This window comes from Variovorax sp. EL159 (assembly GCF_900100965.1).
Taxonomy (GTDB): domain Bacteria; phylum Pseudomonadota; class Gammaproteobacteria; order Burkholderiales; family Burkholderiaceae_C; genus Variovorax.
This window is the reverse complement of the sequence record NZ_FMUJ01000003.1, coordinates 256,335-277,172: the sequence shown is the minus strand read 5'-3', so window position 1 is coordinate 277,172 and position 20,838 is coordinate 256,335. Positions and strand designations below refer to the sequence as shown.

Below are 20,838 nucleotides of genomic sequence, written 5' to 3'. Positions count from 1 at the left end.
CCCAAGCCCTAGCAGGCCACCGGGCTGGCCTTCCGGACGCGCAAAGGAGTCCAGCCATGCCAAGCCGATCGAACGGCCTCGCGGCCGAAATGGAAGCAGTGCGAACGCTGGCGCTCGTTGGCGCAGCGGCCGCCGGCAAAAGCTCCCTCGCCGAGGCCTTGTTGTTCAAGGCGGGTGCCATCAAAGCTTGCGGCAGCATCGAGCGCGGCAGCACCGTCAGCGACCACGACCCGCTCGAGCGACGCATGCAGCACTCGCTCAACGCATCGGTGATGCACCTCACGCACGCCGGCACCCGCATCCACTTCATCGACACGCCTGGCGGCCCCGACTTTCTCGGCCAGAGCCTGCCGGCCTTGGAGGCGGTCGAGACGGCGGCGGTGGTCATCAATGCCGCGACCGGCATCGAGCCGATGGCGGTGCGCATGATGGAGTACGCGGCCTCGCGCCACCTCACCCGCATGATCATCGTCAACAAGATCGACTCGCAGGGCGTCTCGCTGGCGGGCCTTCTGGCCGACATCCAGGCGACCTTCGGCCGCGAATGCCTGCCGCTGAACCTGCCCGACGGGGTTGGCAAGCAGGTGATCGACTGCTTCTTCAACCGCTTCGGGCAGTCCGACTTCGGCCCTGTCGAAGCGGCGCACCGCGCGCTGGTGGAGCAAGTGGTCGAGGTCGACGCGGCCTTCGTCGACCGCTACCTCGAAGAAGGCGACGTGAACCCGGCCGAGCTGCACGCGCCTCTCGAGCAGGCACTGCGCGAAGGCCACCTGATCCCGGTGTGCTTCGTCTCGTCGCGCAGCGGCGCCGGCGTGGCCGAGTTGCTGGACGTGATCGTCAAGCTGCTGCCCAACCCCACCGAGGCCAACCCACCGGACTTCATCATTGGCGAAGGTGCCGAGGCCAAGCCCATGGAGGCCAGGCCCGACCCGTCGCTGCACGTGCTGGCGCATGTGTTCAAGGTCACCATCGACCCCTATGTCGGCAAGATGGGCATCTTCCGCGTGCACCAGGGCACGGTCACGCGCGACAGCCAGCTCTACATCGGCGACGGCCGCAAGCCTTTCAAGGTGGGGCACCTGTTCATGCTGCAGGGCAAGGACCACGTCGAGGTGTCGCACGCGGTGCCGGGCGACATCGTGGCGGTGGCCAAGGTCGACGAGATCCATTTCGACGCCGTGCTGCACGATGCGGCCGAAGACAGCCATGTCCATCTCGCGCCGCTGGCGTTCCCGGTGCCGGTGTACGGCCTGGCCGTGGAGCCCAAGCGCCGTGGCGACGAGCAGCGCGCCTGGGAGATCCTCGGCAAGCTCACGGCCGAAGACCCGTGCCTGCGCATCGAGCATGTGGCCGCGACCAACGAGACGGTGCTCTACGGGCTCGGCGAGCTCCACCTGCGCATCGTGCTCGAGCGCCTGCGCGAGGTGTACCGCTTCGAAGTCCAGACGCGGGCGCCGCACATCGCCTACCGCGAGACCGTGACCGCGCCAGCCGCGGGCCATCACCGCCACAAGAAGCAGACCGGCGGTGCCGGCCAGTTCGGCGAAGTCTTCCTGCGCATCGAGCCGATGGCGCGCGGTGCGGGCTTCCAGTTCGGCGACGAAGTCAGGGGCGGCGCCATTCCGGGCCAGTTCATCCCCGCCGTCGAGAAAGGCGTGCGCGAAGTGCTGGCGTGCGGCGCGATTGCGGGCTACCCCGTGGTCGATGTGCGCGTGGTGGTGCACGACGGCAAGCACCACAGCGTCGACAGCAAGGACATCGCCTTCGCGACCGCCGGCCGCAAGGCCTTCATGGCCGCAATCCGCGAGGCCAAGCCGGTCGTGCTCGAGCCGATCGTCCAGATCGAGATTGCCGTGCCCGAGCATTCCGTCGGCGACGTCGTGAGCGACCTGTCGTCACGACGCGGCCTGGTCACCGGAACGTCGGCCGCGGGCGGCGGCACCGTGGCTGTCGGCGGGCAGGTGCCCGAGGCCGAGCTGGCCAACTACCAGTCGCGGCTCAACGCGATGACCAGCGGCCAGGGCCGCTACACCATCGCGTTGTCGCACTACGAAGCTGTGCCGCCGACTGTCCAGCGAACGCTGATGGACCAGTACCGGGTGCACGAAGACGACTGAAAAAGAAATGCGGCGCGGCGCCAGGCAAGGCGCTCACGCCGCGCCTTGCGCTTCCTCGGAGATGGCCGACCAGGCTTCCCATGTCGACATGCGTTGCGCATAGGCCTGCTTCGCGGCGGGCAAACCCGCCTTGCCGAGAAAGAGCCGCAGCGGCGGCGCTTCGGCATCGACGACGGCAAGGATCGCCGATGCCGTCGCGGCCGGATGGCCCAAGACCCGGTTGGCGCTCATCGCCTTGATCTTCTGGCGCAGTTCTTCATAGGCAGGCAGCGGCTCGGCGCTGATCGCGGAGTCGCCACGCCAATCCGTGTCGTAGCCCCCGGGCTCGACGAGCGTCACCTTGATGCCGAAGGCGCCGACTTCCGACGCCAGCGTTTCCGTCAGCCCTTCGACCGCCCACTTGGTCGCGTTGTAGACGCCCGCCGTGGGAAAGGTGATGACACCCGCCACGCTCGATGTCACGAGGACGTGCCCCCTGCCCTGTGCCCGCAGGTGCGGCAGTGCCGCCTGGATGACCCAGAGCGTGCCGAACAGGTTGGTGTCGAACTGCGCGCGCGCCTGCGGTTCGCTGCTTTCCTCGATGGTGCCAAACAAGGCATAGCCGGCGTTGCTGACAACCACGTCCAACCGGCCGAAATGGGCCATTGCCGTGTCGATTGCCGCGAAGACCGCATCGCGATCCGCGACGTCGAGCGTCAGCGGCAGGACCGCGTCGCCGTACCGCGCCACGAGCGGCGCGAGCGACTCGACGGAGCGAGCCGTCGCCACGACCTTGTCGCCGCGCGCCAGCGCTGCCTGCGCCCATACGCGGCCAAGTCCGCGGGAGGTGCCTGTGATGAACCAGACTTTGAATGCCATGAGATCGATGCCCTTTCTGCTCTGAAGTACGGGCCGATGCTAGGTTTTCGAGGCTGGCATCACTATGCTGTTCGTGCCAACCATTAGCTCATTTGCGCCATGCCTTCCTTGCCCCATCTCGACCTTGAGAGCCCGAAAGACGGTGCGACCGGACCGTTGGCGGTCGTCGTTTCCCAGTGCGTCGAAGGGAGCTCGCTGGTGGAGGCCCACAGCCACGCGCGCGGGCAGCTCCTGGGTGTTTGGCGGGGCCTTCTGACGCTGGGCACGGAGTTCGGCAAGTGGCTGGTGCCCAAGGTCCACGCGGTCTGGATACCGCCCGGACAAGCGCACTGGGCCAGCGTGCATGGCCAGGCGGACGCCTGGAGCGCCTACCTTCGACCCGATGCGTGCGAAGGCCTGCCCGCGCAACCCGCCACGCTTCGCATCTCGGCCCTGCTGCGCGAAACCGTGCGGCGCCTGGAAGGCCTCGACGGCGAGCCGAGCGAAGCGATGCGGAACCTGCTCGAACTCGTCGTGGTGAACGAGGTCAGGTCGTTGCCGGTCGAGGCGCTCAGCCTGCCGATGCCCACCAGTGCGCCGCTGGTACGGATTGCGCAAGGGCTCCTGGCGCAGCCCGCGGACGAACGCTCGTTGGACGCCTGGGCCTCGGTGGCGAACATCTCGCCGCGCACGCTCAATCGCCGCTTTCCGATGGAGACCGGGTACAGCCTCGGCGCGTGGCGCCAGCGCGCGCGCCTGCTGCGTGGGCTGGAGCTTCTGGCCGAAGGGCAGTCCGTCACCACCGTTGCGCTTGAACTGGGCTACTGCAACATCAGCGCGTTCATTGCGCTGTTCAAGCGCACCTTCGGCGTGACGCCGACGCGGTACATGCGCAACGCGTGAGCAGGATCTTCATTGCATCGCAGCATGCCGAGGCTCCTGCACATCCATATCCACAGCATATGGAAAACTGAGAGAAAAAGGTATTTCAGAATATAGGAAGGCTTGCCTACGATGCCTGCATGGCAAGCAGAGACAAGCCGCCCTCGCCGTCTTCATCCCGCTGGAAGCACGTCCAGCGCCGCCAACCGTTCAGGCCGGTAGCCATGGCCGCCCGCCGTTGCCGCGGCGACGACCGGCTGCCACGTGGCGCGCCGGCTGCGGAATTCGGGAATGTCCACCATGCCTTTTTCCGCCGCGATGCTGGCCGCTTCCGTCCGCGACGAAGCACCGAGCTTGGCAAGAACACCCTTGACGTGCGTTTTCACGGTACCGACCGCAATGTCCAGTTGACGGGCGATGGTCTTGTTGCACTGGCCGCGCGCCAGGAGCCGCAGGACCTGGTCTTCGCGCGCGGTGAGCTGTTCTCCCACGAAGACCGTTGCCATGCGGTGTGCGAGCTCGGGGCAGACATAGGTGGCGCCCTGCGCCAGCGACTGGACCGCCAGAACCAGTTCGTCGGGCGTGCAGCTGGACAGCACCAGCCCGTCGATGCCGGCACGCAGCGCCGAGGCCGAGGCGTACTCGCGTGCCCGGGAAGCGATCACGAGGATCTTCGAGTGCGCTTTCAGCGATGGGAGTTCAGGCTCCGCGCCGCGCTGCGCCAGTCGCAATCCCGAAGACCAGTCGGTCACGACCACGTGAATGCCCCGGTCCGTTGCCGAGGGCAGGCATTCGACCATCCACGCAAGCCCGGCCCCGAAGAGTGCCGTGCGCACGCCGGCCCGCAACAGCGGCTCGGCCAGCCAGACCAGAACGTTCACCGGTTCCGAAGTTCGATTCCACATGGCATCTCCTTCTCGACCGGCGAAGTCACCGATCCGGAAGAGATGCTCGGCGCGTCGGGCCCGGCGGTCCAGTTAGATGTTGTTGGTGTCGGGCCTCCCGAGGCAAACCCCGGGAGGCCGGGCACACAGGCCCTGCCCCTTGCCTTACTGCTGCTGCGGCGAGGCCATTGCCGCCTTCTCGATGATCGATGCCACGGCGGAGGGCTTCGACTCGTAGATGGCGTGGCTGCCGGGCGACTCGACCACCGTGGCGCCGGCGCGCTTGGACATGATGCGCTGAACGGGCGGCGGGATCATCTTGTCGTCCTTCGACACCAGGTACCAGCTGGGCTTGGTCTTCCATGCCGGCGCGGTGTTCTCGCCGCCCAGGGCTTCCAGGCCCCACGGCACCTGCGCGTTGGCAAGGAACGCGGCGCGTGCGGCCGGCAAATCGCCGGCGAACGAGCTGGCGAACTTCGCCTTGTCGAGCATCAGGAAGCCATCGACCGGCGGCAGGATCGGCGGCACGGGGGCACCGGGCGCCGGATTGGAGGTCAGCGTCTTCACCGACTCGCCCTTGTCCGGGGCGAACGCGGCGATGTAGACCAGGCGCGAAACCTTGGGGTCGTTGCCGGCTTCAGTGATCACCGCGCCGCCATACGAGTGCCCGACCAGCACGACGGGACCGTCCTGCGCCGCGAGCACGGCCTTCGTGGCCGCCACGTCGCCGGCGAACGAGATCGTCGGGTTCTGGACGATGCTGACGTTGTAGCCCTTGGCCTTCAGCAGCTTGTAGACGGGCTCCCAGCCTCCCCCGTCCACGAAGCCGCCGTGAACCAGCACCACGTTGTTGATGCGATCGGTCGCGGCGTTCGCGGCCGGGCTGGAAGCCACGATGCCGACGACCAGGGGCGCGGCGAACAGAGGGGCAAGCAATGCACGGATCTTGAATGTCATGATGAACTCCAAAGTTGAGGAAACTGGGCCCGCCGCCGGTTGTCGGTGGATCGGACCTGCAGGCATCGTCGGCGTCCGGCGCCGGGGTTTCGCCTCTCTTCGCGGCTACCTCCTTGGAGGTGGTCGCCGGGCCGGCGCCAACATCGCGGCCTGCGTTCACCTAACAAGATCTAACGCGCCGTTGTCCCGCCATCGCGCAAGATGGCGCGAAGGCCTTTTGGATCGAACCATGGACAACCCTTCAGACTCCGGCGACGCGGATCTTTCTCCGGGCACAGACAGCGTCGTTGCCGACTTCATCGCCGCCGTGAACGACGGCGACCTGCGCGCCGTGCTCGGCCTGTTCGCGCCCGATGCCCAGGTGAACGACCAGCTGCGCAACTTCTGGGGTATCCACTCGATCTGCGAATGGCTCGAGCGCGAGATCATCGGCGAGCGGGTCAACATCAAGGCGGTCGGCGTACGCGAGCATTACGATGTCGCCATCGTCACGGCCGAGCTGCGCGGAGACTTCGTGGCAACCGGCATGCCGCAGCCGGTCATCGTGGACATCTACTTCACCATCAAGGATGCAAGAATCGTTCGCCTCCAGTTGCTCATGGTCCGCGACGACGATGACGAAGACGCGGACATCCGAAAGGCCCCATGAGCCAGCCCATCGTGGAGTCCGGCGCCCGGTCCGGGGCTGACGCGCGTTGATCGTGAATCACCCTGCCGCACCGCCCGCCGCCAGGTGGCAAGCCACCTTCGGCCCTTTCTTTCTTTCGCCCGATGAACGCCTCCTGCAGCGCGATGGCGTACCGGTAAGGCTTGGCGGCCGTGCCCTCGACCTGCTGGTGGTGCTGGTGGAGAACGCAGGCAGCGTCGTCAGCAAGAAAGACCTGCTCGCGCGCGTGTGGCGCGACGTGGTGGTGGACGAAGGCAGCCTGCGCTTTCACATGCATGCGGTGCGCAAGGCGCTCGGCGATGGCGTTGCGGGCACGCGCTACATCGTGAACACGGCCAACAAGGGCTACACCTTCGTCGCTGGCGTGGAGCGACGCACGACCGCGGCCGAGGCCCGCACGCAGGCCCTGCCTCACCCCGGCAAGGCGTTGCCGTCGCTCGGCTCGGTGATCGTGGGGCGAGAGGGCGACATCGAGGCCATCGTCGCCAACCTGCTGCAGCGGCGGCTGGTTTCGGTGGTCGGTGCCGGCGGCATCGGCAAGACGACAGTTGCCATCGCATCGATCCAGGCCGTGGCGGAACGCTTTGAGCACGACGTCCACTTCGTGGATCTCGCCCAGGTCTCCGCATTGGGCTCGATCCAATCCGCCGTGGCCCATGCGGTGGGTCTGCAGAACGGCATGGACGAGCTTTCCGCCATTGCCGCTCATCTGGCCGAACGCAAGGCGTTGATCGTGCTGGACTGTTGCGAACACGTCATTTCGGCGGCCGCTGAACTGGCCGAGGGCTTGCTGCGCCATTGCCCCCAGGTGCACGTTCTTGCCACCAGCCGCGAGGCGCTGCGTGTCGAGGGAGAGTTCGTCTACCGGCTGCCGCCGTTGGCCTTTCCTCCTCCGGGCGAGGGTGCCAGCGCTGCGGCGGCGCTGGCCTATCCGGCGGTGCGGTTGTTCGTCGAGCGTGCTGCCGCCAGCGGGTCGGGCTTCGAACTGAAGGACAGCGATGCGTTGCTGGCCTCGCAGTTGTGCCGCGAACTGGACGGCATCGCCCTGGCCATCGAACTGGCCGCGGGCCGCATCGAGGCGCTCGGCCTGCAGGCCGTCACGTCGCATTTCGATGCGAGCGCCAGGCTCCGATGGCACGGACGGCGAACGGCCGTGCCGCGCCACCAGACGCTCGGCGCCACGCTCGACTGGAGCTTCCATCTGCTGACCGAAGGCGAAAAGCGCCTGCTGCGCCGGCTCTCGGTGTTTGCCGGAACCTTCCTTCTCGATGCGGCGCTGGGGGTCTGCTGCTTCGACGTCGAGCCATCGGAGGGCATCGAGCTGTTGGCCGGACTCGTCTCGAAGTCGCTCGTCAATGTCGATGCCGGTGGAGCCACGTTGCGCTATGGCTTGCTGGACACGACGAAGTCCTATGGCGGGAAGCGGCTCGAGGAGCAAGGCGAAGCCCAGATGCTGCTCGATCGCTTCTCGCAGTTCTACGGCGACTGGGCCAAGCAGCATGCGGCCCGGCCCTTGCCCAAGGATGCGCTGGAACAGGTTCGGCTGGAGCTGCCGAACTTGAGCGCCGCGATGGCGCTTCACTTTCGCGATGAAGCGCCTTCAGCGGCGGCGGTCGAGCTTGCCGCCTCGTTCTGCCCCCTGCTGCTTCAGCTGTCGATGCTGAAGGAATGCGCGCGCTGGGCCCAGGCCGCGCTGGCCCGGCCGCCTTCGGAGTTCGTCGGCTCCCATGCCGAGGTCCGCTTGCGCGGTGCACTGGGACAGTCGCTCATGTTCGTCGGCGGCGACGGCGACGAAGCCGACAGCGCTTTTCGCCGCGGCATCCAGGTGTCCGAAGAACTCGGAGACCCTCTCGCGACGCTCCACCTGCTCAACGGCCACGCCCTCCTCCTGCACCGGGAGGGGCGGTTTACCGAAGCGCTCGCAACCGCGCGCAAGGCCCAGGCACTGTTGCCCGCGCTGCACGACCCGGAGTGCCACGCCATCGTCGATTCGCTGATGGGTGTCGCGCTCCATCTGGTCGGCCACGTGCATGAAGCCATGGGCCATTGGCAACGGGTCACCGCCTATGGCGCGGGCTCGTCGACGGACACGACCTCCAGGCTGGGCTTCGACTATCACATCCGTGCAATGTGCGGCGTGGCGCGCAGCCTGTGGCTCACGGGGCACTACGCCGAGGCCGTCGCGGTGGCGGAAGAGACGATCGCCAAGGCACGCGACGCGGGCCACGTGGTCACCTATTGCATCGCGCTGATCTGGGCCGGCTCCGTGCATGTCTACCAGGGCAACGTCCGGAAGATCAAGGAGATCGTCGAGACGGTCGAGAGCGTGGCCCGGCAGCATTCGCTGACGCCGTACCTGAGCATCGCGAGCGCGACGCGCGGGCAGATCCTGGTGGCCGAGGGACGATCGGCCGAGGGTGTGGGCCTCATTCGGCGCGCGGTCGAAACGCTGCGGACCAGCCGTTACGAAATGGTCAGCACCGTCTTCCTGACCTTCATGGCCAGAGGCTTGTCCGACCTGTCGCTGCACGATGCAAGCCTTGCCTTGTGCGACGAGATCGCGCAACGCATCGAGACGGGCGGCGACCATCTGCGCATGCCCGACCTGCTGACAACCCGTGGGCACGCGCTGTCGGTGTCGGGCCGTCGCGACGAGGCCCGGGAAAGCTATCTCTCGGCCATCGCGCTGGCGCGGTCGCAAGGCGTGAAGCCCATGCAGGTGCGCGCGGCGGTCGCGCTGGCACGGTTGCTGATCGATATGGGCCGCCTCGATGAAGTCGATGCATTGCTTCGTCCGCACGTCATCGCGGCCGGCGATGAGTCATCGCCTGACCTGGTTCTCGCGCGAAGCCTTCTGGGCTGAGATGCGGGACGGCCCGGATCACTCCGAAAAAAGAGCGTCTCTCAGCAAGTTCCAGGACGCCTGATCGGGCGCGCAGATCAAGCCTCCGCTGAGATGGTCCGGCGTGTAGGGCGAGCCGTCGAAATGCGCGCTGTAGCCGCCCGCCTCCTTGTGGATCAGCCAGCCTGCGGCGTGGTCCCAGGGCATCAGCTTGTAGTAGAGCAGCGCGTGGCAGTGGCCCGCGGCCGCCATCCTGTACTCGTGCGCGGCGCAGCGCATCCAGAAGTTCATGGCGACCTTCGGCAGATTCCGGATCACCGTCGCGCGCAGCGGCGCCGGAATGAAGTTCGTGCCTGCCACCATGTGCATCCGGTCGACCGGCACGGAGGGCGCGACCTTGATCTCGGTAGCGATCGTGCCCTCCCCTTGCCGCCAGGCGCCGCTGCCACGTACCGCGAACGAGGTGTCGTTGCAGACGGGGTCGTGGATGATGCCCATGACGATCTCGCCGCGCACCGTGACCGCGAGCATCGTGCCGAACAGGGGCACGCCGGAAGAGAAGTTCTTCGTTCCGTCGATGGGGTCGACGATGAACGCGAGCTCGGCGGTTGCAATGCGCGACAGCAGGCCGGGGTCGCGGCCGGCCGCTTCTTCACCGATAACGAGCGCACCCGGAAAGAGTTCGAGCAACCGGCGCGAGATTTCGCGTTCGGCCGCTTCGTCGGCATCCGTGACCACGTCGAAGCTGGAAGACTTTTCCCTCGTGTCGTTGGCCATCACGCCAGTGAAGCGCGGCATGATCTCGGCGCGAGCCACGTCGGCCAGGATCTTTCCGAGGTTCGCGGCGTCTTGCAGGGTGAGCGTTTTCATACGAGTTTTTTCCGTAGAACGAAACGGCGGGCGCCTCCGGCGGAATGCTTGCGCGCCGCTGAAGATTCTGACGCCGAACTTCGCATTGGGTGCTTCAGGGTCGCGACATCGCGCTGGTGGCCTCGTCGTCGGCGATGCTGCCTTTCTCCATGTGGGCGTGCAGGGCCAGAGGGGCGATAGGGTTGCCACGCGCGACTGCGCGCTTCAAGCCACGACCGACGGCACATGCTCCGCCAGGAACTCGGCAAACGCACGCACCGAAGGCAACAGGCCCCGCCTCGAAGGTATGAGCAGGCTCATGGTCGCGACGCCGGCCGTCCATTGCGGCAGCACGCGCACCAGCTCTCCCCTGGCGACTTCATCGCGTCCGACATAGCCCGGCAGCGCGACGATGCCGACGCCCTGGCGTGCCGCCGCCTTGAGCGTCGCCATGTCGTCGCTCTCGAGGCATGGATTGAACGGCACGTCGACCACCACGCCCGCATCGCCAACGTCGGTCAGCCGCCAGGCGTGATCGTCCTGCGGGCCCCTCAAGGCGAGCGCGTCGTGCGATGACAGGGCATCGGGGTGATCGGGTATTCCCTTGCGGGCCAGGTAGGCAGGCCCGGCAAAGAGATGCCATGGAAGCCGCGCCAGTGGGCGTTGCACGAGCGTCGAGTCGGGCAGCGGATGCGTGTGCGCGCGCAGGCACAGGTCGAAGCCATCCTGCACCGGATCGACATGCCGGTTCGTTGCGTGCTGCACGATCCGCACACGCGGAAATTGCGTCATGAAACGCGGGATCAATTCCGCCAGCGCCAACTGCGCGAATGCCACCGAGCAGGTGAAGCGGATCGTGCCACTGGGCTCGGCCGTTCGCTGGCGCACGATGCTCTCGACCGACTCGGCCTCGACGAGCATCGCCAATGCGTGGCGATGGACCTCTTCGCCGATTTCGGTCACCACGAAGCGCCTGGACGTGCGCTGGATGAGCCGGGCACCCAGCGAGGCCTCCAGCGCAAGGATGCGGCGGCTGATGCTCGATTTCGGCACGTCGAGCACACGCGCCGCGGCGGTGATGCCCCTGTGTTCGATCACTTGGGCATAGAGATAGACGTCGTTCAGATCAAGCATTCGTGTGTGCTCCTGGGCGCGGGAGGAAAGCGTCCTTGGGTTCTATCAATCGTCCCGTTATAGGGACGATGGATTCCATTTTGGCCAATTGTTGACTGATCGTCCCGTCAATAAAGTTCATCCCACGCCGAGTTGACGTCATTTCGACGAGCCGGCCCAAGGAGCCACAAATGAATCGTCGCAATTTCCTGAATCACTCGAACGCAGCCGTCGCTGCGGTGGCGCTGAGCGCAGGCGCCGGTGCCGTCGCGAACGCTGCAACACCCTCACCCTCAACCCGTCCCACCAAGGAAACCCTCGCCATGAACTCGACCCATCTCTACGACCGCCTGACCCGCGAAAACGCAGTGCTGCTGCTCGTCGATCACCAGATCGGCCTTTACACCGGCGTTCGCGACATCGACACGCTGGAACTGAAGCACCACGTCGTCGGCCTTGCCAAGGCCGCGCTGGCGCTGAAGGTGCCCGTGATCGTCACGACGACCACCGAAAGCATGTGGGGCCCGATGATTCCCGAGCTGGCCGAGGCCCTGCCCGGCATCCAGCGCATCGAGCGCACCACCGTCAATGCGTGGGACGAGCCTCGCGTCGTGGCGGCCGTCAAGGCCACCGGCCGCAAGAAGCTGATCGTGACGGGCGTTTCCACCGACGTCTGCCTGGCCTTCCCCGCCATCTCGGCGATTGCCGACGGCTACAGCAGCTACGCCGTGATCGATGCGTCGGGCGGCTTCTCGAAGACGCAGGTCGAAATGGGCGTTCTGCGCATGCAGCAGGCCGGCGTGATCCCCGTGGGCTATTCGAACGTCGCGGTGGAAATCCTGGCGGACAACGCAGCCCCCGACGCCGAAGCCGTCTACGCCGCGCTGAACATTCCGTTCGGTGGCCTCGTGTATGGCCTGAAGCAGTACTTCTCGCATCGCTGATTGCGCAGGCTCCTCGGTCCGTGCACGCCATCGGCTTGCCGGCCACCGCATCAAGGCTGTCGGCTTGCCGGTGACTTCGGCTGCCGACTGGCGACAGCCTTGAAGCCGCCTTCCAGGAAGGTGCACAGGTTCTCGTACATCGTCGAGAGATCCTTGGATTTGAATTTGCCTCGAGACAGCGTCTCGATCCGTCCCGGCCTCGCGCAGGCCGTGACCATCGCCCCGACAGCGAAGAAGAACGCCTGGTGAAGGGCCTCGCTCGGCACCGTCGGCAGGCTGCGCTGCAACTCGCCCAGGTACTCGCGCGCCACCGCGTTGAAGTGCCGGTCGGTGAGTTCCGTCCACTCCGCACTGCCCCCTGCACTTCCAACAAGCTGCGTGTAGTTGCGCCAACCTGCATCGTTCCTGGAGGCCCGCGCCACGATGGTTCCGACATAGCCCTCCACGAGCGTGCGCACCGGAATCGCAGCCCCCTTGTTGTCTGCGCGTGCCTGCTCGAGAAATGCCAGCCGCTCGGCATTCAGGACTTCGGAGCGTCGCCCCAGCACTCTGTCCATGAGTTCGAGCTTGGAGCCGAAGTGGTAGCCGACCAGCGCGAACTGATAGTCCGCATCGGTCGCGATATCGCGTATGGACGTTCCGTGAAACCCGTGCCGCGCAAAGAGCTTCTCGGCACTGTCCAGGATGCGCTCCCGGGTTTGCTCGCTGTCCGGTCGGGGCTGTGGCGTGCGCTTTTGCGGCGTGCGTGCTTTGGAGGTCTTGGTGCTGGTGGCCATGGATACCGATTCGGAGTGACAGGGCATGGCGCCGTCGCCTGTGGCGGCGTCTTCGGCCCTGAAATGCGGAGCCAGTTTATCCATTCGTGCAAGCAATTGGATTGGTTGAATTTCTTATACGTACGTATAATCAATTGAAGCGGGCAGGCAGGCCAAGCAGCAGCACGCAAATTCCTGGAGACAAGATGACGACGAACCCTCTGCGCGGCTGGAAGGTCGACCGAACCCTGGTAAAGCCCGTTGGCGTCGACCTGAAACGCCCCGAATGCGTTCTGGCCGAGCCCAACGGCGATCTCTGGGCGGCCGACGCTCGCGGCGGCGTGATGCATATCCGACCCGACGGCTCGCAGCGGCTGATCGCACAGCAGGCCGACCCGCATTTCGACAGCACGAGCGACCTGCACGGCCGCTTCACTTCCGGCACGCTACCGAATGGATTGGCCTTCGATGCCGAGGGCAACCTGCTGATCGCCAACTTCGGCACCGACCGGCTGGAGTCGATGCGGCGCGACGACGGCCAATGCACGGTGCTGCTCGACACCATCGATGGCCTACCCATCGGCAAGACCAACTTCGTTCTGCGCGATTCCCGAAACCGGCTGTGGATCACGGTGTCCACGCGCATCAATCCGTGGACGGATGCATTGAAGCCCGGCGTCAGCGACGGCTACATCATCCTTCTCGACGAACGCGGCGCCCGCGTGGTCGCCGACGGATTCGCGTTCACCAACGAGGTACGGCTGGACGCGAAGGAAGAGTGGCTCTATGTCGTGGAGACCGCCGCCAAGCGGGTTTCGCGCCTGAAGGTTGCGGCCGATGGTTCGCTGTCCGGACGCGAAGTGTTCGGCCCACCATCGCTGGGCGCCGGTTCGCCGGACGGCATCGCGTTCGACGCCTTTGGCAATCTGTGGGTCACGATGATCATGTCCGACCGGCTGCTGGCCATCACCCCCGAGGGAGAGGTGCTGGAGCTGCTGGACGACGGCAACCCGCAGGCAAATGCCGCGCTCGAAGCGCATGCCGCCGCCGGGACATTGACGATGGAGGTGATGGCAAAGGCGCACGGCACGCTCGCGCCCTGGATGGCCAGCATCACGTTCGGTGGCACCGACCTGCGGACCGTGTACCTCGGCAGCCTGATGGGCAACATGCTGGCGAGCTTTCGCTCGCCAGTCGCCGGATTGCCGCTGGCCCATTGGCGCTGAGCACTTCCCCTCAAGAAGCCGGGGCAACCGCCCTGCCGCAAATCACCCTGCATCTCACCCAGCAAAGGAGCAATCGCATGTCTTACGAATGGCCCATCGATCCACAAGAACTCTTCCACGAGCGCTACCCCCAGATGGTCAGAGGGCTCGCTCCCGCCGACGTCGATGCGGTGCGCGCGTCGACCAGGCGCATGTGGGTCGACGAGCCCGGTGGCTGGGTGTACGAGTGGTCGCAACTTGCCAAGCGGTACGCGGATGCCGGCCGGCATGACCTCGCAGCGGTCACCTACGGCTGGGCGAAGTTCCCGACGCTTGCCAACGACGCGAGCCGGCGCGCCTTGCAACATCAGCTCGCGCAATACGAGCTGTGGTCCCGCGAGTTCCCGGTCGACCACGAACGCCGCGTGCTGCAGCTTCCGATCGGCGACACGACGACGCCCGTGGCCGTCAACATCTTCTCGCCCAAGGGCGCGCCGTCCGATGCGCCGGTCCTGCTTGCCAGCGGCGGCGTCGACTCCTGGAAGATGGACCTTCCGCTGATCTTCCTCGCCTTCGCGCAGCACGCGGGCCTGCGCGTCATCGCCTTCGATATTCCCGGCACGGGCGAGTCGCAGATTCCCATGTCCGCCGAGAGCGTGCAGATCGTGAGCGGACTGGTGGCCGAAGCGAAGTCGCTCGGCGCGCGCAAGGTCGGCCATCTTGGTATTTCGATGGGCGGTTATTTCTCGGCGCGTTCGGGCCTCGCCGGCGAAGTGGATGCGGCCATCGTGCTTGGCGGCCCCGTCGAAGCGTCTTTCGCGCCCAAGGGCGTCGCGAGCTTCGGCATGTCCGACATCGTCGGCAACGCGCTGGGCTTCAGCCAGCGCCCGCCGCAGGAGGACGTGACGCGCGCGCTCTCCGCCTTCTCGTTGCGCCCGCTGCTCGATCGCCAGACGAATGCACCCATGCTGGTCGTCAATGGCGCGGACGACGTGCATGTCCCGCAACACGACACGCTGGTGTTCGAGGGGCGCAAGGACACGGTGGTGGAACTGCTGGCGAACACCGGCCACTGCGCCGTCACCCGCCTCGACGAGGTCATGCCCAAGATGATCGGATGGATGGCCCAACGCCTTCGGTAGACGGCCGGCGATGGCGGTTCGACGGGCCATCCGGTTTCGATGGCCCGCCCTTCCCTTGCGGAAACGCTACGTCGGATTGATGCTGCGCTGGGTCACAAAGACTTCGACCAGCAGCAGCGCGTAGGTGGCGATCAGCGCGAGCATGGCCACGACGAAAAGCACCGCGACCGGGCGGTCGAAGGCCAGCTCGAGTTCGTTGGCCACGAACAGCGAGCCGATCAGCAGGCAGACGATGACGCCGCACAGCGCCCCCGTCGAGATCGCCCCATTGAGGATCTTGGCGCGGCGATTGAGCGTGCCGAGTTCGGTGTCGATGTCGATGCACTTGGCCGGCACGGCCTCGTCGCGTTCGTCCCGGCACTTGTGCATGCGGTCGTTCACACGCGCAAGGCGGTTCGTGAGGACCGTCAGCGTGCCCCCGATGGCCGCCAGCATGAACGATGGCCCCACGGCCAGTTGGATCACGTGGGAGGTGTCTGCGTGAATACTGAGCATGAGAACAAGGGTAACCGGCGCAACGGTCGGGAACAAGATGTGCCGGGCGGGACTATCCGGTCACCACTTCATGCGCACGCCCAGTGAGCCGTTGATCCCGCTCCTGACCTTGGCATCGCCACCCGAAGACCACAGCTTGCCCACTTCGCCGTACAGGCTGGTCGTCTGATTCAGCGCCAGCGTGAAGCCGCCCGCCAACTCGGTGCTCGTGCCGCCCACGGGCGCGGTGACGTGGGTGATGCTTGCACCGCTCACGAAGCGTGCGGTGTCCGTGCCACGCGAGGTCTTGTAGATGTCGAGGCGACCATACGGCTGCAGCGTGCCGATGCCGGTATCGACCTCGCCCTTGACCCGCAAGCCCGCGCGGGCGATCCAGCCGTTGTCCGCTTGCGGCTGAACCACGGCACCGGCGATCAGCGAGTTGTCCAGGTCCAGATGCTGATGGATGAGCTGCAACTGCGGCTCGATCGCCCAGCCGCTGTTGCCCAGCGCGAAAGACTGCCCTACTTCAATGGACGCCAGAAGGCTGCTGCCCTTGCCCCCCACCCCGGCGCTCCACATCGGCGCCACCGTGTAGCGGTGGCGGCCCGCCTGCAGCACGGCATCGGCATAGAAGCCGCTGTCGCCGGTGTAGGTGCCGTAGATGCCCAAGTACTGGCTGCGCAGATCGTTGCGGCCCACGCCCAGGTTGCTGATGCCGCTGGCGAAACCCTTGACGCGTGCATCGCCGTCGAGCTGGCCGACGTAGAGGCCAGCGCGCCAGTTCGGCGCGGCGATCAGGTCGGTGCCGGCCTGGAAGCCGGTCAGGCGCCCCTTGCTGTCGGGCGAGACGGCGCCGCCCTGCCGGATGTCGATGTCGGTGGACAGCACGCGGGCCCAGGCACGGCGATCCGAACCTGTCGACGCAATGGCCGAACCCTTCGCGTCGTCGTCGCCCACGCGCTTGCGCACATCGCCCAACATCGCGAGGTTGCCCTGGCGCAGTTGGCTGGGCAGCGCGGCATAGAGCGCCGCTTCGGGCCGGTAGGCAATGACGGGCAGGCCTGCCGGGTTTGTCGGGGACACCGCATTGGCGGTGGAACGCAGGTACCAGTTTTCGCCCGCGCCGTTGGCGTCGCCGGGATTGAGCCGGTACTCGTAGGCGCCGGCATCGACGTGGCCGCCGGCCAGAGAGAACGCGTCCTTGGTCGTCTGCGCGGTCGTGGTCGCACCGTTCTGCGCGGTGATGACCTCGATGCCATTGCCGCTGGTCAGCGCACCGAGGCCGCCGAAGTTGACGACCTGCACGCTGGTCTTGCCACTGGCAACCGCCGTGGGGCCGTTGAGGATCAGGCGGTCCGATGGGCCGCCGCCATTCAGGACCGCGCCCAGCTTCAGCACACCGTTGTTGCCCACGTACGGGCCGTTGACGGTCAGGGTCGCGCCCGGCGTGCTGCCGGGCAGAGAGACCGTGCCGCTGTTGGCCAGCGACGCGACCGTCTGGTTGAAGCCTGCGAGATCGAGCGTCGCGCCGGCTGCCACGCTGTGTGCCGACGCCGCGCTGAAGGTGTTGGCCGCGCCCGCCGACAGCGTGCCCTGCGCCACGTTGGTCGCGCCGCTGTAGGTGTTGGCACCCGACAGCGTCAGCGCGCCCGTTCCCTGCTTGGTGATGAAACCGCCCCCGCTGATCGCGCCGCTCAAGGTGGCATTGAAGGCGCCGGTGTCGATGACGGGATCGTTGTTGCCGGTCAGCTTGATCGCATTGGCGATGCGCAGGCCATCGGCGCTGAAGCCCAGCGTGGTGTCGTCGTCCATCGACAGCACACCGGTGCCCAGCGCCTGGTTGTTGCCGAGGTTCAGCCGGCCCTGGCGCAGGGCCGTGCCACCGGTGTAGGTGTTGGCGCCCGAGAGCGTCAACGCGCCCGTGCCGACCTTTTCCAGCGAGCCGCCGGCGCCCGAGATCACGCCCGAGATTTCGGTGCTCGCATTCAGGTTGCCGGTCGTCAGCGCCTTGCCGCCCAGCAGCACCTTGCCGGCGCCCGCCAGTGCGCCGATGGCCATGCCGCCTGTCGTGCCGCCGGAAATATCCAGCGTGCCGTCCGCGCTGGTGACGAGCGATGTCCGCGCCGCCGAGCCGCTGCCCGAGAACGCCACGAACCCGCCGCTGGTCGCGCCATCGCGCGGGCCCGTCGTGATGGTCAGGCTCCCCGGATCGGCGTTGCCGCTGAAGACGAGGCCCGCGCCGCCCGCCACGAAGACGTTGCCGCTGCCCAGTGCACCGGTGACCGAGGTGTTCACGGTGCCGGCCTCGATCAGCGTGCCGCCGCTGTAGCTGTTGAGCGCCGTCATCAACAGCTCGCCGCCGCCGATCTTGCGAAGGCTGCCAGTGCCGCTCATCGTGCCGGCGTAGGTGCCGTTCGTCGGCTGGTCGAAGGTGACCCTGGCGTTGTTGACGATGTCGCCCTGCAGGCTGGTGGTGTCGCCCTGCAGCACGCCGGCCTTGACGGTCGTGCCGCCCGTGTAGTTGTTGGCGCCCTTCAGGACCAGCGTGCCCATGTCGTCTTTCACGAGGCCGCCCGTGCCGGTCAGCACCGACTGGATGGTGGCCGTCATGGCCGCGCCGGAAGCCGTGCCGTCGCCGACCTTGATGGTCGTGGCGGCATTGCCGAGCGTGAGCGCGCCGCCGTTGACGACGTAGCCGTCGGCAAAGAACTGTGCACCGCCGATGCTGACGTTGCCCGCGCCGTTGTCCACGGTGACGGTGCCGGCCTTGCCGCCGAACATGGCGAACTCGTTCTGCGTCCAGGCCTTGTTGAGCTTGCCGTCGGCATCGGTCCAGCCGTCGTTGGGGCTGCGAAGGCCCCAGGTGCCGGAGCCGCCACCGGCCGCGCCATCGCTGTATTTCGTCGGGTCGCCACCGTCCCAGAAGTTGAGTTTGGCGCCCGTGCTGTTGATGAGGTTGACCTCGCCGGCGACCGAGCTCTGCACGTACAGGTCCGCCGCCGCGGCCTTGGCCGGCGACGTTCCGATCGACAGGCCGTTGCCGGTCAGCGTGCCGCTGTACTTCATGAGGCGGTACAGGCCGGGGCCGAAGTTGCCGCCTGCCGACTCGGTGACGTTGAGCGTGCCGTTCAGGGCAAGGTTGCCCTTCACGTCGATGAGGTCGTTGAGTGCACCGCCGGGTGCACCGGCCTGGCCGAGTTCGTAGTTGAGGATGGCGCCGCTGTCCAGGCTCAGCGCGCCTGTGGTCAGCGTGCCAGGGCTGTTGCCGGGTGACAGGATGCCGCCGCTGGCGATGTGGACGGCGCCCGCGATGATGCCGCCACCGGCCAGCGTTGCGCCGCTGTTGACCTGCACTGCGCCGCTGCCGGTCGCGCTGCCCGCGGTGTTGGTCACGCGCAGCGTGCCGGCCGCCACCGTCGTGCCGCCGGTATAGGTGCTGGCGCCTGTCAGCGTGAGCGTGCCGCTGCCGGACTGCGACAGCGAACCCGCGCCGGCCACGGCTCCGTCGAAGGTCACTGCGTTGTTGCGCTTGAAGATGAGCTGCGTGTCGAGGTTGACGTTGCCCTCGATCGAGCCGGTGTTTCCGCCATTGCCGATCTGCAATGTGCCTGCGCCGATCGTCGTGCCGCTGCCGAGGGTTTCGGTCTGTATCGCGCCGGTGACAACGGTGCCGTTCGCGGCACTCAGCTTGAGTTTTCTGGCCGTGACGCCGCCGGTGACCTTCAATGCCTGGCTGGTATTCAAGGTCAACGTGCCGCCACTGTCGAAGTCGCCCAGTTCGGCGATCTGGTTGACGTTGCTCAATGTCGCATCGCGTCCCGAACTGCCGGAGAGCTTGGTGGCCGTGATGGCTCCGGCGGTCTGGGTGATGAAGCCTGTCGAATTGAGTGTCGTGGTCGCGCCGATGACGTCGGCATTGAGCGTCAGGTCGCCGACAACTGTCAGGGCCGTGCTGGTGCCGCCATTGAGCGCGTCGGTGACCGTCAGGGATTGCCCGTTGTTCAGGCGGAAGTCGTTGGCCGAAAAGTGGCCGAGGTTGCTGATCTTGTTGTCGCCGTCGAGGGTTGCGGCCAACACAGAACTTCCCATCAGAGTGCCGGTGATCGAAGAACCCGTTGATTGCTTGATCGCATCGGTCGACGTGAGGACAATCTGCCCGGAGCCCGCGTTGATGCGGCTACGAGCCTGCAGGTCAATCAGGCCGCCGCTGACCATGACGGTCCCGCCCGCCGAGGTGCCTGTTGCATTGATCGTCCCCGCGATCAACACCCCGGTGTCGGAGGACAGGGAGACTTGCCCTCCATTGACTCCGTTGACGTCGATTGAACCTGCCAAGACGACACCACCGCCCTGCGCGTTCATCGTGACGGTTCCGCCGTTGCCGCTGAACCCCTGGGCCTGGATCACACCGCTGTTGCTGACCAGCTGGGCGAACAGCCCCGGCGTTGCGACCGCCTGCAGCACGATCACCCCGCCGTCAGCCTGCAGAGTCCCGACGTTGCTGACGGCCGGTGACCCGGCACTCAAGGCTCCGGTGAGCGCTCCGTTCGCAAGGATGTCGATCAGCCTGTTGCCATCGAACGCCAGCTCCGCATGATCAAGAGCCGAAAGGTTGATGCGTCCCGACTGGGCAACGATGTTGCCGCTGTTGGTCACATTTGCACCCACCAGCGCTACCGAGGCACCGGCCGAAGCCTGCAAGGTGCCGTTGTTGATGACTGCGCTGGAACTGCTGGCGTTCACGTCGAGCAGGTATCGATTTCCGTTCTTCGTGATGTCCAGTGCGGTGGCCAGGAACCCACCTGCATTCACCTGGGCGCCCGGTCCGAAGACGATGCCATTGGCGTTGCTCAGGAAAAGTTGACCGTTCGAGGCGACGGTGCCGTAGATCTGGCTGGGCGTCTGGTTGAGGATTCGATTGATCGAGAGGCTTCCCGTGCCCTGTTGCTCGAAGCTGATCGACGCTGTGCCGCCAAGGTCAAACGTGCTCCAGTTCTGCGCCACCAGCTGCGAAGTCTGTGTCACGGTCATGGTCTGGCCAGTGGTGGTGATCGAACCAATGCCACTGACGATCACACCGCCCCCAGGCAGCGTCGACGGGGGAGGACCGCCAGCTCTAGCGCTCATCGGTATCGCTGCGGCCAGTGCAAGAAATGCCAAAGCAGCC

At 66.4% G+C, this 20,838-nt stretch carries 15 protein-coding genes; 7 read left to right on the top strand and 8 right to left on the bottom strand.

Going from position 1 to position 20,838, the window contains the following annotated elements; all coding sequences use genetic code 11:
* Positions 1–56 precede the first annotated feature (56 nt).
* On the top strand, positions 57–2,117 hold the full coding sequence (fusA, locus tag BLQ28_RS13335; RefSeq protein ID WP_093239887.1) for an elongation factor G: 2,061 nt from the start codon (positions 57–59) through the stop codon (positions 2,115–2,117).
* Positions 2,118–2,150: 33 nt separating this feature from the next.
* Here fusA and BLQ28_RS13330 read toward each other — a convergent pair whose 3' ends face one another.
* Entirely contained in the window at positions 2,151–2,975 is an 825-nt protein-coding gene (locus BLQ28_RS13330; RefSeq protein WP_093239884.1) for an SDR family NAD(P)-dependent oxidoreductase, read from the bottom strand.
* Between the two features lie 99 nt (positions 2,976–3,074).
* On the opposite strand from BLQ28_RS13330, the gene BLQ28_RS13325 reads away from it, so the two are divergent.
* Positions 3,075–3,857 carry an AraC family transcriptional regulator gene (locus BLQ28_RS13325; RefSeq protein ID WP_093239882.1) on the top strand — a complete coding sequence of 261 codons (783 nt, stop codon included), beginning with the start codon at positions 3,075–3,077 and terminating at the stop codon, positions 3,855–3,857.
* Between the two features lie 152 nt (positions 3,858–4,009).
* On the opposite strand, the gene BLQ28_RS13320 is transcribed toward BLQ28_RS13325, so the two are convergent.
* Both BLQ28_RS13320 and BLQ28_RS13315 read right to left on the bottom strand, forming a co-directional pair.
* Entirely contained in the window at positions 4,010–4,741 is a 732-nt protein-coding gene (locus BLQ28_RS13320; RefSeq protein ID WP_093239879.1) for a response regulator transcription factor, read from the bottom strand.
* Between the two features lie 144 nt (positions 4,742–4,885).
* Positions 4,886–5,677, bottom strand: a complete 792-nt coding sequence (locus BLQ28_RS13315; RefSeq protein WP_093241618.1) for an alpha/beta hydrolase — start codon at positions 5,675–5,677, stop codon at positions 4,886–4,888.
* Between the two features lie 229 nt (positions 5,678–5,906).
* Here BLQ28_RS13315 and BLQ28_RS32970 point away from each other — a divergent pair, with 229 nt between their 5' ends.
* Together BLQ28_RS32970 and BLQ28_RS13305 are read left to right on the top strand one after the other, a co-directional pair.
* On the top strand, positions 5,907–6,326 hold the full coding sequence (locus BLQ28_RS32970) for a nuclear transport factor 2 family protein (protein WP_176801106.1): 420 nt from the start codon (positions 5,907–5,909) through the stop codon (positions 6,324–6,326).
* Between the two features lie 52 nt (positions 6,327–6,378).
* Positions 6,379–9,207 (top strand): ATP-binding protein, encoded by a 2,829-nt coding sequence (locus BLQ28_RS13305; protein ID WP_176801105.1) that lies wholly within the window; start codon positions 6,379–6,381, stop codon positions 9,205–9,207.
* Between the two features lie 18 nt (positions 9,208–9,225).
* Here BLQ28_RS13305 and BLQ28_RS13300 read toward each other — a convergent pair whose 3' ends face one another.
* Positions 9,226–10,056, bottom strand: coding sequence for an inositol monophosphatase family protein (locus BLQ28_RS13300; RefSeq protein WP_093239874.1), 831 nt, complete (start codon positions 10,054–10,056; stop codon positions 9,226–9,228).
* Between the two features lie 204 nt (positions 10,057–10,260).
* Positions 10,261–11,169, bottom strand: a complete 909-nt coding sequence (locus BLQ28_RS13295; RefSeq protein WP_093239872.1) for a LysR substrate-binding domain-containing protein — start codon at positions 11,167–11,169, stop codon at positions 10,261–10,263.
* A 302-nt stretch (positions 11,170–11,471) separates the two neighbouring features.
* Here BLQ28_RS13295 and BLQ28_RS13290 point away from each other — a divergent pair, with 302 nt between their 5' ends.
* On the top strand, positions 11,472–12,092 hold the full coding sequence (locus BLQ28_RS13290) for an isochorismatase family protein (protein WP_093239869.1): 621 nt from the start codon (positions 11,472–11,474) through the stop codon (positions 12,090–12,092).
* A gap of 50 nt (positions 12,093–12,142) precedes the next feature.
* Here the strand turns inward: BLQ28_RS13290 and BLQ28_RS13285 are convergent, their stop codons facing one another.
* A complete protein-coding gene (locus BLQ28_RS13285) occupies positions 12,143–12,868 on the bottom strand; it encodes a TetR/AcrR family transcriptional regulator (RefSeq protein WP_176801103.1) in 726 nt (241 codons plus the stop codon).
* 185 nt (positions 12,869–13,053) lie between these two features.
* Between BLQ28_RS13285 and BLQ28_RS13280 the strand changes: the two genes are divergently transcribed.
* Positions 13,054–14,073: an SMP-30/gluconolactonase/LRE family protein gene (locus BLQ28_RS13280; RefSeq protein ID WP_093239864.1), complete on the top strand. Its 1,020-nt coding sequence runs from the start codon at positions 13,054–13,056 to the stop codon at positions 14,071–14,073.
* 77 nt (positions 14,074–14,150) lie between these two features.
* A complete protein-coding gene (locus tag BLQ28_RS13275) occupies positions 14,151–15,194 on the top strand; it encodes an alpha/beta hydrolase family protein (RefSeq protein ID WP_093239862.1) in 1,044 nt (347 codons plus the stop codon).
* A gap of 66 nt (positions 15,195–15,260) precedes the next feature.
* On the opposite strand, the gene BLQ28_RS13270 is transcribed toward BLQ28_RS13275, so the two are convergent.
* Together BLQ28_RS13270 and BLQ28_RS13265 are read right to left on the bottom strand one after the other, a co-directional pair.
* Positions 15,261–15,689 (bottom strand): DUF2721 domain-containing protein, encoded by a 429-nt coding sequence (locus BLQ28_RS13270; protein ID WP_093239859.1) that lies wholly within the window; start codon positions 15,687–15,689, stop codon positions 15,261–15,263.
* A gap of 60 nt (positions 15,690–15,749) precedes the next feature.
* Complete coding sequence (locus tag BLQ28_RS13265) at positions 15,750–20,798, bottom strand: autotransporter outer membrane beta-barrel domain-containing protein (protein WP_256327285.1); 5,049 nt, start codon at positions 20,796–20,798, stop codon at positions 15,750–15,752.
* Between the last annotated feature and the right edge of the window lie 40 nt (positions 20,799–20,838).

Excerpts from the sequence above, each read along its gene's own strand:
- BLQ28_RS32970 (WP_176801106.1), top strand. The coding sequence starts at position 5,907 with ATGGACAACCCTTCAGACTCCGGCGACGCGGATCTTTCTCCGGGCACA.
- fusA (WP_093239887.1), top strand. The coding sequence starts at position 57 with ATGCCAAGCCGATCGAACGGCCTCGCGGCCGAAATGGAAGCAGTGCGA.
- BLQ28_RS13325 (WP_093239882.1), top strand. The coding sequence starts at position 3,075 with ATGCCTTCCTTGCCCCATCTCGACCTTGAGAGCCCGAAAGACGGTGCG.
- BLQ28_RS13330 (WP_093239884.1), bottom strand. The coding sequence starts at position 2,975 with ATGGCATTCAAAGTCTGGTTCATCACAGGCACCTCCCGCGGACTTGGC.
- BLQ28_RS13265 (WP_256327285.1), bottom strand. The coding sequence starts at position 20,798 with ATGAGCGCTAGAGCTGGCGGTCCTCCCCCGTCGACGCTGCCTGGGGGC.
- BLQ28_RS13285 (WP_176801103.1), bottom strand. The coding sequence starts at position 12,868 with ATGGCCACCAGCACCAAGACCTCCAAAGCACGCACGCCGCAAAAGCGC.
- BLQ28_RS13300 (WP_093239874.1), bottom strand. The coding sequence starts at position 10,056 with ATGAAAACGCTCACCCTGCAAGACGCCGCGAACCTCGGAAAGATCCTG.
- BLQ28_RS13320 (WP_093239879.1), bottom strand. The coding sequence starts at position 4,741 with ATGTGGAATCGAACTTCGGAACCGGTGAACGTTCTGGTCTGGCTGGCC.
- BLQ28_RS13275 (WP_093239862.1), top strand. The coding sequence starts at position 14,151 with ATGTCTTACGAATGGCCCATCGATCCACAAGAACTCTTCCACGAGCGC.
- BLQ28_RS13280 (WP_093239864.1), top strand. The coding sequence starts at position 13,054 with ATGACGACGAACCCTCTGCGCGGCTGGAAGGTCGACCGAACCCTGGTA.
- BLQ28_RS13290 (WP_093239869.1), top strand. The coding sequence starts at position 11,472 with ATGAACTCGACCCATCTCTACGACCGCCTGACCCGCGAAAACGCAGTG.
- BLQ28_RS13270 (WP_093239859.1), bottom strand. The coding sequence starts at position 15,689 with ATGCTCAGTATTCACGCAGACACCTCCCACGTGATCCAACTGGCCGTG.
- BLQ28_RS13315 (WP_093241618.1), bottom strand. The coding sequence starts at position 5,677 with ATGACATTCAAGATCCGTGCATTGCTTGCCCCTCTGTTCGCCGCGCCC.
- BLQ28_RS13295 (WP_093239872.1), bottom strand. The coding sequence starts at position 11,169 with ATGCTTGATCTGAACGACGTCTATCTCTATGCCCAAGTGATCGAACAC.